General features: G+C 41.5%; 10 protein-coding genes. All 10 read right to left on the minus strand.

The window, feature by feature from the left end; all coding sequences use genetic code 11:
- Positions 1–5: 5 nt before the first annotated feature.
- From B1K71_RS16490 to B1K71_RS16535, 10 genes are read right to left on the minus strand one after another with little or no spacing between them, the layout of a single operon-like run.
- The gene (locus B1K71_RS16490) at positions 6–2,429 is read right to left on the minus strand and encodes an alpha-mannosidase (protein ID WP_077328961.1); all 2,424 of its coding nucleotides are present in this window, start codon (positions 2,427–2,429) and stop codon (positions 6–8) included.
- 23 nt (positions 2,430–2,452) lie between these two features.
- A complete protein-coding gene (locus B1K71_RS16495; RefSeq protein WP_175631944.1) occupies positions 2,453–5,602 on the minus strand; it encodes an FAD-dependent oxidoreductase in 3,150 nt (1,049 codons plus the stop codon).
- Positions 5,603–5,635: 33 nt separating this feature from the next.
- Entirely contained in the window at positions 5,636–6,388 is a 753-nt protein-coding gene (locus B1K71_RS16500; protein WP_077328965.1) for a sugar phosphate isomerase/epimerase family protein, read from the minus strand.
- Between the two features lie 15 nt (positions 6,389–6,403).
- Positions 6,404–7,477, minus strand: coding sequence for a Gfo/Idh/MocA family protein (locus tag B1K71_RS16505; RefSeq protein ID WP_077328967.1), 1,074 nt, complete (start codon positions 7,475–7,477; stop codon positions 6,404–6,406).
- A 21-nt stretch (positions 7,478–7,498) separates the two neighbouring features.
- On the minus strand, positions 7,499–8,659 hold the full coding sequence (locus B1K71_RS16510; protein WP_077328969.1) for a Gfo/Idh/MocA family protein: 1,161 nt from the start codon (positions 8,657–8,659) through the stop codon (positions 7,499–7,501).
- 23 nt (positions 8,660–8,682) lie between these two features.
- A complete protein-coding gene (locus B1K71_RS16515; protein WP_077328971.1) occupies positions 8,683–9,675 on the minus strand; it encodes an ROK family protein in 993 nt (330 codons plus the stop codon).
- The gene (locus B1K71_RS16520; protein WP_077328973.1) at positions 9,672–10,307 is read right to left on the minus strand and encodes a D-sedoheptulose-7-phosphate isomerase; all 636 of its coding nucleotides are present in this window, start codon (positions 10,305–10,307) and stop codon (positions 9,672–9,674) included. Before B1K71_RS16520 ends, B1K71_RS16515 begins: the two co-directional genes overlap by 4 nt.
- Positions 10,291–11,646, minus strand: coding sequence for a four-carbon acid sugar kinase family protein (locus B1K71_RS16525; protein WP_077328975.1), 1,356 nt, complete (start codon positions 11,644–11,646; stop codon positions 10,291–10,293). The genes B1K71_RS16520 and B1K71_RS16525 overlap by 17 nt, the downstream gene beginning before the upstream one ends.
- On the minus strand, positions 11,643–12,305 hold the full coding sequence (locus tag B1K71_RS16530; RefSeq protein ID WP_077328977.1) for a class II aldolase/adducin family protein: 663 nt from the start codon (positions 12,303–12,305) through the stop codon (positions 11,643–11,645). Before B1K71_RS16530 ends, B1K71_RS16525 begins: the two co-directional genes overlap by 4 nt.
- A 58-nt stretch (positions 12,306–12,363) precedes the next feature.
- Positions 12,364–13,281, minus strand: coding sequence for a class II fructose-bisphosphate aldolase (locus B1K71_RS16535; protein WP_077328979.1), 918 nt, complete (start codon positions 13,279–13,281; stop codon positions 12,364–12,366).
- Positions 13,282–13,301: the final 20 nt, after the last annotated feature.

Raw genomic sequence — 13,301 nt, forward strand, 5'->3', positions numbered from 1 at the left:
ATTGCCTATTCTTCCCACTCCAGCAAATTGGTCTCTGTTACTGGTCTTGAATAGTCCTTTGGAATTCTAAATGTTTTAATTTCACATGGAGCAAAATTCGCTGTTATCTCGCGATTCAGCTTAGGAAGCCGGATTGTTGCTTCAGTTGCAACTTTGTTGACCTCATAGCAACGGATAATGATATCATCGTTATCCTCTGCCTGTTTCATAGCACTAATTATCACATTATCCTGTTCAACAAAACCATAAGAATCCTTTTGCGGTAATTCACCTTCATGATAAGTTTCAATCAACGCTATAGGACACTGGTTTAATTCGGCTGCATGTTTTATAGTTTGCGCTTCTTCCCAACTTTCTTCATGAGGAAGAAGGGAATATCGGAACTGTTGAATACCCTTGTCAACAAAAGAATAATGTCCATCCGAATCTGGGACTAACGGATCGTGATGTGCGTATATTGGACTTCTCAGCACAGTCAAACTTAACACATTTCCTTCGACATCGTAACTGTACTTTGCATCATTGGCAATACTTAAACCATAGCGGCCACCTGTTTCTTTTACAGTTCCGGATACATCAATCCAACTTTGTCCAACCTGTTCTTCGCCATTTGCTTCACGTATAATGTGACCATAAGGAATTTCATAAGTAGCTTTCCGATGCACGACATTTACCGGATATTTTAATTTGAGTACTTTAAACTTTTCTCTCCAATCAACCGTTACGTTAACATCGATGTGATTTAAAGTTTTGTACATTGTAAATTCCTGAATCAATTTTGATGAACCATATTCACTAATTACACGAATCACTGACTTGACAGGTCCATGTTCAATACGCTTAATACTTGTTGCCTTAAACTCTCCAACAATATCATCATAACGGACCACATCGTGTGACCATGTATCACTCATATCCTCGATGACTACCGGCTTAGCTGCGTCACCTGTGAATACTTCAAATTGTATTTGTTTATCGTAAAGACTGGTAATGAAGCCGTTTTCCGGATCAATTTCCAACCTGTACCGGCTATTTTCCAAAATATAGTCATTCGCCTTAATTGCTTCAAATTGTTTTGGTTTTGCATTAGATACTACCTTATACACCCGATAGCCCATGGCAGGGATTTCTGCATTAAAACTCAAACGATTACGGCCGTTAGCAGTTGCATGGGATTGTACTACTTGTAAAGGCACTTCTTTCCCAGTTTCATCCGTAAGCATCTGATCATCTTTCAAACGCTTAAACTCAACTTCAACATTTGATTTCACATCCCATGAATGAGGGTTAAAAACAACTATAGGAAGCATTGCTTCATCTTCTTCTATATGAATATTCCATGCCAGCGACTGTACAGCGTAATTAAGTCCACGCTCTGCAATAGTCATTGCTTCTCCATGCATGTTTCTTGCATCACGGTATGCTTCTTCAAGGCTCGTTCCGGCTAAAATATCATGAAATTGATTGAACATAACATTTTTCCATGCTTGTTTAAAGTCAGCCGGATACGGTTGACCGGTTGTTGTCTCCGCCAGAATAGACAGCTTCTCTGCTTTAGCCAGCATATTCTCCGCTTCCCTGTTCCACTTTTTGATACCGGAATGAGCAGAATAACAGCCTTTAGCATGGTTTTGCAAATCATGGTGGACTGTTGGAAGAGATACGTCTTTCTGTTTTACTTCCTCAAAAAATTGATTTGGCGAGCTCATCACAAGATTCGGTGTATCTTCCTTTTTATTTAAACGTTTAAGGCTTTCAATATTTTCAATTGTTGGTCCACCACCATGGTTGCCGACACCGTAAAAGCTCATCAATTCATTTACGGGGTCTTTTAATTCCTTCGAACACCGGCGAACATGTTGCTCCAAATCCCGCCCCCAAGTGGTATATTCAAATGGAATCTGGCAGGTCATCACTCGTGACCCATCATCAGATTCCCACCAGAATAAACGTCCCGGCAATCCTTTTTCATGCGGCCCTGGACGCATAAATACGTAGTGTTCCATCCCGCTTTTCCGCAGAATCTGTGGTAACATTCCCGAATGGCCGAAGCTATCGACGTTATAACCGACAGTAGCTGTCACTCCAAACTTTTCTTTAAAGTAATGCTGACCGTATAATCCTTGTCTGACAAACGATTCACCACTTGGGATGTTACAATCGGGCTGTAGCCACCAACCGCCACAAATAACCCACCTGCCTTGCCGGATTTTCTCCTTTATTTCCTCAAACATTTTCGGATCGTTGTTCTCAACCCATTCGTACATCACAGCGGAACTGGAAGTAAATACAAAATCATCATATTCATTCAGGCGATCCAGTGCCGAACGAAATGTTGCCTTAGTCTCTTGGAACCCTTCCTGCCACTGCCACAACCATACCGGGTCGATGTGGGCATTACCAATCATGTGCAATGTCTTGTCTTTCATTGCTTCTCCTCCTTGTCAACTTTTCATATATCTAATTTCATCGTCACAGGCTTTGGCTTAAGATTAACATTTAAATCTTCCAGATAAGAAATCCAGTCCTCTTGATTTTTCTTAAAGTCCTCATTTGTTATGCGAATTAGTTCCTTATGAGCATGCTCGGACAGTAATGATCTTGCATCTGCTAGGTAATCAACCAAAATTCTGTACCCGTGTTCACTTCCACATCTGGCAAGAGCTCGTGCGATACTTAATTCAAGCATTGCTTGCCTTTCTTTAAAGTAATCAGGTTCTACCCCCTCCACTCGAATCTGACTGCTTAAGTTGTCGTGTGAATAAAGGCTTTCCAATATAGGAGTACAATCCATGTCAGCTAATCTCTCAATTCCGTAGCATACAGCATCCACATAATAAAACGTACCTTTCAACATATCTTTCAGGTTGTCTTCGTTTGGATCAATCATATCCGCTATCTTTTCCCATATAGGAATACTTCTTCTGTCCCTTGTCATCCCCAGAGTGTATATTAAATACACAACGTCAGGCATCGCACCCTGGTCCGGAGGAAGCTGTGTATGACGGATTGCATTGTCTCTGATCGGTAACGCTGCACCTGATAGAGCCTTTTCAATTTCTCTGATTAGAACCGGAACACCGTATGAGGACTCATACATGGCAAGTGCCTGTGCAAGAACAATCTGTCGCTTTTTATCTTCTTTTTCCAGTTCCTGGTCCAGTGCCTTTTCGAGATAAGGAATGATACGCGGTCCAACTGTGCAAATTTCCACAATCGGAATTCTTTCGGTATAAACTTCATCCATTTCCATATCAGCATACATGTACAAAGGCTGTTCACCGCTTAAAGAGTCGACAAGCGTTTCCAATTCTTCGTCCTTGTATTCCCTATTTTCAATCTTACGGTCAAGCACATCTTCAGGCAGCAATCCTTTCTTGATTATTTTTTGCTGAAGCTTCATCACATCAATGTTCCTCGGAAGTTGTTGATTGCGGACGGACTCTGCGGATGCCAGGGCAGCCACACCCCCCAGATTTTCCAGATCAGATTGCATTCGAATGGCAGCAAAGCCATCATGGGTTGCCGAAATTGCTTTCCCAGCTATTAATATTCCTTCTAATCCTTTTGGCAACAACATTTCATATGGTATTTCAATTTCCAAATTGGGTGGAATTAATCCCAAGTGCATCCAATCAGCTCCATTTTTCCCTTTCATATCGTGGTTGCTGAAATGTATGTTAATGACACTTTTCCACTGGCGATATCGCAATTGATCAGTTAACGTCATTATTTCGTCACCTAAAATGTGACGGGTTTCCCTGGAAGCAACATAGATGCCATGATCATGGACGTCCCGCTTTCGCTTCCTTCTTCGGCCATCCATAATCGCTCTGGTATAGTCCTCTATATTCGAAACATCCACCATACTGGTAAAATTGTTTTGGGAACGGCCCGGTTTTGCAAATTGTGCCAGGGAATACCACATGACAATATGATCCCGCTCAGATCCATATACATAATCAGCACCGGCAAATGCCGCAATATCCCCATCACCTGTAGCATCAATTACGGTTTCAGCCAATACTGCAAACGTTCCAAATTTAGAAGCAACTACAACGCCGCATACACGATTGTCTTCCATTATCGTACCAATTGTTGTCGTATTGAAATACGTGTGCACACCAGCTTGTTCAGCTTCCATCAACAACGCATACATTTTTGCTTCTATATTCCACTTCGGACTATGGTGATGAAGACGTTTTTGCACATTTTTCACTTTTTCGGATATCCGTTCACTATAGCCTAATCTTCTTCCAAACCAATAGCTGTCTACAGCACCTAAAGTCGCCGTACCACCCAAACCTGGATTCATTTCCAGTAATGTTGTTTCCATTCCTTCATTTGCAGAAGTTATTGCTGCAGTTGCTCCACTTGTCCCTCCCCCGACAACTAACACATCGGTATGCTTGAATACTGGAATAGATTTTCCGGTTATTACTTCTCTATTGTAGACTTTTCCCGCTTGAGGCTGGTCCAGTTCCGCTACCACATAGGCTGTTGTTGACCGGTCTGGCTCTTTTCCCTTCACAATCCCCGCAAGATGTTTAATATTATCCCAATTATCAACTAATAGTTCTGCTGCCGTTTCACCTAACTGACTGGATGTTACGGGATTAGAAAACAATGTAACAGCATCATCCAAACGAGCAGATTCGTTTAGGCACCATAGACGAGGATCCGAAGTTGCATAATCCTGTAACTTCTCCGGTACTTCCTTATATGCTTCATTAACGCTAAGACGCGGAAACTCCAATGCTGTCAGTTCATAGGAAGAAGCCGCCAAATAAGCATTTTTAAAAGCTGGATGATGGTTTTTCATGTATTCCGCCAAATTTATCATCACATGCCTGGATTCCACTTCGAACTTCATCTGTTGATTGATTAAGTGCGTATTTGTACCTCTCATTGTCATTTGGAATTCAAGAAAAACATGCCCATTTTCCAAATATCCTTGATGAACCGATATAACATTTTCATCAATCCCCAAATGTTCAGGAACCTTTATCGTGCAGTCGGTAACTCCTGCTGTTCGATACATTTCAATCGTTTTCTTGAAACTATAAGTATGTTTATTCTCCGTTTCAAATTTCTCACCGGAAAGTCGTAAAACACTTGATGACTCTGTTGCATCCATCACAACGTCCGCCTTAACCACTTGTCTGCCTGATTTATTTCCAATGACCAGCAATTTTTTTTCGTCAGCAGCCGTGTGGATTTCTGTTGGATAGCTTGCATAAAGCAACATGACATTTTCTTTTAACAATAGATCTTCCAATGAAGTTTTAACATGGTCCATATAAAGAGCGATTTCACTACCTTTTTGAACTCCTCTTTCCGAAACACGTTCTATCACTTTTGTTGGAATATGCGCTGAAGCATCCAGCCAGGGACGGAGTGTTGCAGTAACTTCCCGTCCCAAATAGGTTCTTGATTCAATAATCGCAACACGCTTACCGCTTTGAGCAAGTTTTATCGCTGCAGAAACCCCAGCAAAAGAGCCTCCCACAATCACAAAATCCACGTCATATAATACCGGCAAATCCCGATTCCCGGTGCTTACAATTGACTTTTTTGCAACAGCATTATTACTAATATCCATCACGAACATCCTTTTCTGGGAACGCTCCCATTTTTAGACAAGTTGAGCTCTTAAATTTATTAAATTTGATTTTGCGACATCCATTGGATCACGTTTATAGTTTTCTTGTTCAATCAGAAACCATTTAACACCATGCTGTTTCCCGGCTTGTATATGCTGGTTTAAATCTAATACTCCTGATCCAATCTCAGTACTCTCTTTCCGTTTTCCTTCCACAGCCATATCCTTCAAGTGAAGGGAAATACAGCGGTCACTATATTTCTTTATAATATCAACTGGTTCAAACCCGGCATATTCCGCCCAGTAGCAATCCAATTCCATCTTTACTAGTTCGGGGTCAGTGTTTTCAAATAAAAGGTTAAAACCTGTATTCCCATCAAACTGATCAAATTCCCAGTAATGATTGTGATAACCGAAAGTAAACCCGGCATCTTTGCACGTTTGTCCAACCTTGTTTAATACCTCCGCAGTTCTCTTATAATCATCACCGGTTTCCCTCATTTCTCCAGGTAACAGCGGACAAATGAGCAAATCATTTCCTATTGTTTCGTTATACCTTAACGTTTGTTCGAGCCGTTCGTCCTGCAGTTGATGTAACCCCACATGGACGCCTGCAATCTTTACATTCTCTTCGTCCAATACTGATTTTAGTTTATCTGCAGGAGTTTGAAAGAAACCGGCAAATTGTAAACTGTCATACCCGTATCCGGCAAGTTGTCTAATCGTTCCTATTAAATCCTTTTCTGTTTTCTCTCTTACTGAAAAAAGCTGTAATCCTATTCCCATTTCCTTCACCCTTCCTTAAAATTTCTTCATCATTTCCAATAGTTTCTGACGTTGAACTTCACTTGTTAAATGATAATGTTTCCCATGCTCTGACGCGATGTGAAAACCATGCATGATTTCCAGTACGTGGTATGTCAGATCTACGTTTGCACGATGCTGCCGATTCTCCTGGATTGCTTCTGCCATATCTGCCAGTCCAATTCCTCGGCTATTCATTCGATAACTATGTGTTAATGGGACGTCCATGAATTCTATTTCTCCTTTTCTACGATATTTTACTGGTCCCCCAAACGTATTTGGATCCGGAATCCCTAATGTCCCATGCTCGCCGTAAACTTCAATTCTTGGTAAATTATTACCCCAGGAATCAAAACTTGTTACAAGTGTGCCTACAGCCCCGTTCTCAAAATCCAGTACCCCGGAAATATGCGTTGGTACTTCAACTGGAAATTTACGTCCTTCAGGCGTTTCACGCTCCGGAAATGAAATATTTGCCGAACCGGTTACCCTTTTTACCGATCCAATTAATGAAACCAGAGCGGTGATGTAGTATGGTCCCATGTCAAACATCGGTCCGCCGCCTGTTTGATAGAAAAAATCCGGATTCGGATGCCATTCTTCCACGCCATTGCTCATGAAAAAGGCGTTTGCCGCAATTGGTTTGCCAATCCAGCCATCCTGTATTAATTTAATACCGGTTTGTATTCCACCGCCTAAAAATGTATCTGGAGCACCACCAACTCGCAGACCTTTGGATTTAGCTGATTCCAACACTTCTTTACCTTCTTCAAGTGAAATAGCCAGTGGCTTTTCTGTATATACGTGTTTACCTGCCTCAAGTGCTTCTAAAGCCACTTGTCCATGTGCAGCAGGAACCGTTAAATTAATGATGATACTGATGGATGAATCTTCTAACATTTCCTCAACAGTATAAGCTTTAACATTGAATTCTTCTGCTTTAGCTTGAGCCCTTTCCATATCTAAATCAGCACAAGCAACAATATCTACCGATTGAAAATTCCGGCAGTTTTTGAAATAAATACTGCTTATATTTCCACAACCGATAATTCCTGCATTTAATTTTTCCATATGTATATTTCCCCTCCTAGGTCACTTTGGAATTTTAATCCATTGCCTTTTTTCTGTCGAATTTACTACAGCTTCCATTACACGCTGATTCATTAAGCCATCCTCAAAATTGGGCCTTGGAGCGACTCCTTTTGCCACTCCATCCATAAAGCAGGATAATAAATTAATGAAAGTGTGCTCATACCCGATTCCATGTCCCGCCGGCCAATATACTTCAGCATATGGATGATGTTCTTCGGTACAATGAATAGTCCTGAACCCTTGTAATCCCGGCTCATCATCATCAAAATAAACTTGAAGAAGATTCATTTTTTCCATATTCCAGCGAATTGAACCTTTGGAACCATTGATTTCAAAACGGTTTCCATTACGATTGCCGCCAGCATACCTGGTAGCTTCAAAAACCCCAAGTGCTCCATTTTCAAAATTTGCCAGAAATGCAGCAGTATCATCAACTTCCACGTCTCCCATATGTTCGCTCTCTACCTTGGCTGATAAACCGCCTTTCGTCTCACCTAAAGGACGCTTCTTCACAAAGGTTTTCATCGTCCCCATCACTTCATCAATTTCTCCAACTAAATACCTTGCTAGGTCAATACTGTGTGCCCCTATGTCGCCCAGCGTTCCTGTTCCTGTAATTTCTTTGCGAAGACGCCAGACAAGTGGGAAATTCGGGTCCATCATCCAATCCTGCAGGTATGTCGCACGGATGTGCCGAATCTGGCCAATACGACCATCCTCAATCAATTTTTTTGCGTACTGTACAGCGGGGGCAAATCGGTAATTGTGTGTAACCATATGGATTACCCTATTCTTTTTCACCGCCTGATACATTCTTTCCGCTTGTTCTGCAGTCAAGGCTAAAGGTTTTTCACAAAGAACATGTTTACCCGATTCTGCAGCAGCAATTGCCATCTCGGCATGGGTATTATTTGGAGTAACGATATCAATTAAATCAATATCCTCTCTTTCTATTAGCTTTTTCCAATCTGTTTCATAAGAAAGAAAGCCCAGTTTTTCAGCTTCTTTTTTAACCTTTTCCTCATTTCTTCCAGCAATTGCCTGCAAAACCGGCACAACTTCCTGCTCAAAATAAAATGGTAAATCGCGATAAGCATGGCTGTGAGCTTTCCCCATAAATTGATAACCAATCATTCCAACCCGAATTTTATGAGATCCCATACCAACACTCCTTTATCCTGATTTTATGGATCTATTTCATTACGTTGTGAATTTTCCAGCGCCAGCAGCGCAACCGAAAAACTTGCTAGATCCCCAATTTTTTCACCAAGTCCAGTCGGGCTTACCTCACAAACCGATAAGGATAAAGAAATCGCTTCGCTTGCCAGTTCTTTACGTACAATAGGTTCCAGGATTTCTTGCTGTCTTCCGTAAATACTGCCAATAATAATTTTTTCGGGATTTAATATATCCACCAAAAGCGAAAGCGCTCGTCCTAACCGAAAACCGACAATGGAAAACACTTTATGGGCGAGTTCATCGCCTCCTCGGGCGGCTTCTCCTACCTTTTTAGCCGTTATGTTTTCTAATTGATCCACGTTTTCGCAATAGCTTGGAGGGTTACTTTGTTCAATTGCTTCTTTTGCCATTTTAGTTGCAAGTTTGGCGATTCCTCCGCCACTGCAGAAACCTTCGAAAGATCCGGATTTACCGAAACCAACAGGACCGTCTTCCGCCAGACGAATATGACCTACTTCCCCAGCCAAATCATTTGTGCCGGAATATAATCGGCCATTTAAAATCAGGCCCGCTCCCATTCCGGTACCGAAAGTAAGGAAAATCATATTTTTCGTGCCTTTACCTGCTCCCCATCGCCATTCCGCCATTGCACCTGCATTAGCATCATTTTGAAGGGCGACAGGAATGTTATAGTATTCTTCCAATTGTTTAACAATCTCTATATTCTCCCATCCCGGCAGATTCGGTGGCGATAGAATCATACCTTTACCACTGTTCAATGGCCCCCCGCAGCTTATTCCAATTGCTGCAATATCGCTAATTTGATGCTTTTCCAGCAAACCGTCCAGTGTATCTGTCATTTTGCCGATTGCCTTTTCCGGTGTATCCGGAGTGGGAAATTGAATCCGTTCTATTGTTTCGATCTCTAAACCAGCTGATTTTCCCAGCAGCACGGCACACTTTGTCCCGCCAATATCCAATCCAGCTATAACCGTCATGACCTAAAAAACTCCTTTTCCAGCATAATACAGAGCGTATGATAGATTGGCAGATGCCTTTCCTGGATATCCAACGTTTTGCTCCATGGAACATTAATTGAAATGTCACATATCTCGCTCATTTTTCCTCCATTTTTTCCTGTAAAGCCAATTGTCTTCATTCCCAAAGCCTTCGCCACGTTACAAGCGTTGATGACATTTACTGAATTTCCTGATGTACTAAGACCAATCAGTATATCCTGTCTTTCCCCGTATCCATAAACCTGCTGTGCGTAAACCATTTCAGCTGCCACATCATTAGCAGTTGCAGTTATTAATGCTGATTGACTAACAAGAGAGATTGCTGGTAATGCCTGTTGCAGATGATCAGCAAGGAAATCCCCTTCAGATGGGTCAACAGCTTTTAATTTTTGTCTGAACTCTAAATCAACAGGTCTTTCCAATGTAAACCCTTTCATCAATTCCCCTACGATATGCTCGCAATCAGCAGCGCTCCCGCCATTGCCGCATAACAGAAGTTTACCATGATTACGATAACTTGACACCAATAGTTGAAAAGCCTGTTCGATTTCCCTGATGCATGAAGATAGCTCCGGGTGTTTTTCTACTAATTTCTCAATTTCCAGATCCATTGGGTAACCCTTCTTTCTTAACTTCCGAAATCAATCTATTATATTCATCGTCCATATGTTGTAAATGATCAAAAGCCTGTTCGATAAAAGTTTCGTCACCAAAGCTTCCGGATTTTAAGACAATTAAATACGGTTGCTCCGTATGGGACAGGCAAGAAGGCAGCCCGGGCTGAATTTCTTCCCACACACGCATCCCTTTTATACCCATTACCTTACATACTGTAGCAGATGTATCCCCTCCTGCCACGACAAATCGATGTTGTCCGGTTTGCGCAATCACCTTGGAAGTAATTTCAGCTATTGTTTCGGAAATATAGCGGGAAATTCTTGTATTGGACCATCCGCGCCTTGCCGCCTCTTCTTTGGTATCGATTACTTTATCTTTAGTATTGGAAGAATGCAGAACTACATTATGTCCAGCGTTAATCTTTTTTACAATAAACTTTACGAACGATTCAACTTGACTCGCAGAATCTTCCTGTAACAAGGAAACAGTATCCAGTTCCAGAACATAGCCTCCGCTTTGTTTCATATATTCTACTTGTTTAAACGTTTGCGGCATCAGACTGCCGGCTGCACAAAACAATCCTTTTTCAGATTCAAGCTTAGGAAGTTGAAGGTTATTTGCTTTTTTCTCCTGCTTATTTTGTACTTTAGGCAGTTCTTCTCCTAATGCAGAACTTCCACAAATAATTCGCTCTGATTTCACGGCTTTTGCAATTTCGAACAAATCTGATTGCTCTGTAACATCCAGGACGAGGTATTGCGCCTGTTTTTTTGCTTTAACCTTTTTGATCGCCGCTTGTATTTTTACGGCTCCCTGTTTAATAATATTCTGCTGTAGCCCCAATACTTTTCGCTTTGTTTGGGCTTGTAAAATATTCATAAGGTTTGATTCGGTCATCGGGTGAATCGGGTCATTTTTAAATTGAGAGTCTTCCAACTTTTCGCCGTATACGTAATGAATGGAATCCACAGTTGTTCTTCCATTTCTCGGGAACCCTAGTACAACAACAGCAAACTCTTCGTCCAATGCATCTAACATTGCATCGAATTCAGTACCAATGTTACCCCTGAATACCGAACAAGTCTTATTAAAAAATTGGTCAGCACCTGCTTTTTGAATATCTTTTGTCGCCCGATATACTTTTTGGTAAGCTTCAGTTGCATGATCCAGTCTTGAGTCAGTATCAAAAATCAGTACATCCGGTAATCCATCAGTAAGTTGATCCCTCACAGAGGAGTGATAACTGTATATGTCGGCAATATAACCGGAACTGCTGAACATGATGCCGATGTCATTTGAGCCGGTGATATCATCTGCGACAACACCTATCATGGTTTACCCCACCTTCTTCTAGGTTTGTATCCGGAATTATCCAGGAAATCAGTCACTGCCTCCCCGGATAAATGTTTCATGTTTACCGATGCACCCATAGCGGTTAACATCATCCTGCAAGTATATTCCAACGTTTCCAACGCCATTCGGGCTTCTTTAATACTTGTGTCGTAAACTAGGACCCCATGGTTTTCCAATAAAAGGATATTTGCTTCTGCAGCTTTTTCCCTGACAGCTTGACCTAGTCTGTTGGAGCCGGGATGATGGTAACCAACACGGTCGACTTTTTCCAAATAGTACATTGATTCAACAAACAAATCAGATGGTATTTCCAGGTCTGAACAAGCAACCAAGGTACTGAAAAAAGGGGAGGCATGAAGGACTGCTTGTATTTCCGGGCGCTCTTCGTACACTGCAGCATGCATAGGAACTTCTTTTGATGGCTTTTTGTCTGTCAGATTATTTCTTCCATCAGTGAAACAATTCACAAAATCATCTTCCGACAATTCCCCTATGGAGGTCCCGCTGGCTGTTATTAGAAATGCATCATCTGAAACCTTCGCGCTAATATTTCCGGCATTTCCCCAAACAAGCTGGTGATCCATCATATAGCTGCCAACATGACTTAATTGATTGACTATTTTATTGGACGTATCCATACCTGTACTCCTTCATAATATTTTTGGACGGTTAACCCCAAACCTTTGGCTATCCTTCTTAATACTGAAAATCATTTGCATGCTTTGCACTTTTCAAGAAATTTTCAATTTTATCTGTAACCGTTTTTTGCACTGCCTGTTGTCCCGCCATTTTCTTATCAGCTGGCAGAGCCTTGCATTCCTTATTCGTCATTCTTTCTTCTCTACTAAGCTCCTTCAATAAACTCAATTCCAGGTCTGTTGCAATATTAACTTTGCTGATTCCACCATTTGGCAGACTCATAGCTGCCTGAATCATATTTGCCGGAACCCCGGATCCGCCATGCAAAACCAGATGAACAGGAGTTAACGCGCGAATAGCTTTTAATCTTTCTAAATCAACAGTTGGTTCTTTCACTTTGTATACACCATGAGCAGTTCCGACTGATACCGCTAATGCATCTGCTTTTGTTTTCGTCACAAATTCAAGTGCTTCACCCGGATCCGTATAGAGCTCTTCATCCCGGTCTGATTCAATAAAATCTGTCGTTCCGATCATTCCGAGTTCTGCTTCAACTGACACTCCGGCACTATGTGCATATTCCGCAACCTCAGCACTAATCTCAATATTTTTATCCAGCGGGTGTTCGGATGCATCAATCATTACTGAAGTAAATCCTGCTTCTATTGCATCTTTAATAACTTGGAAATCCTTGGTATGATCCAGATGCAATACAGTCGGCACCGTAATGTTTTCATCCTTCATTGTTTTATAGAAGACTTCTCCCGCTTCAAATGGTGTGACGCCATATCTGTCTAATTCCTTCTGAGAAACCTGTACAATTAACGGGGAATTCGTTTGTTCCCCCGCCCGCAGTATAGGAAGAATCATATCTGTGTATCGAAAGGAAAAAGAGCCAGCTGCATAGCTTCCTTTTTCCGCTTGTTCCAAGGCTTTTTTTAAAGTTATGATATTGTTCTGTTTAACATCTGTCATCGTATTAACTCCCTTAGTGA

The organism is Virgibacillus siamensis (assembly GCF_900162695.1).
GTDB lineage: Bacteria > Bacillota > Bacilli > Bacillales > Amphibacillaceae > Lentibacillus > Lentibacillus siamensis_A.